This is a genomic window from Bradyrhizobium sp. sGM-13 (genome assembly GCF_018398875.1).
GTDB lineage: Bacteria > Pseudomonadota > Alphaproteobacteria > Rhizobiales > Xanthobacteraceae > Bradyrhizobium.
On sequence record NZ_JAGWDK010000420.1, the window covers coordinates 1 to 241 of the forward strand.

Annotated in this window: 1 protein-coding gene; it reads right to left on the bottom strand. The window is 53.9% G+C overall.

Annotated features, from left to right (window positions below):
- The coding region (locus KJQ96_RS39510; RefSeq protein WP_213291275.1) for a hypothetical protein at window positions 1–241 on the bottom strand (241 nt) is incomplete at both ends.

The following is a 241-nucleotide window of genomic DNA, read 5'->3' on the forward strand; positions in this document are numbered from 1 at the left end:
TTTTGCTGATGTCCACCAATTACTCGCCTCATCAAGATACTCGTCGGTGTAAAGCTTGGCACCGATGGCCTCGTTCCACATTATGTCGTTAGCACGGTCCAGTTCACGAAGGGCCGAGAGCGTGCTCGCGAAGGTCGACGCCTCTCTCTCCCAGCTTCTTTGAGATTTGAACGTTTCGATTGCCCAAACGACAGCTAGTCGGGCAATCACTAGGGCGCCGACACCCTGCATCGCAAGCTTT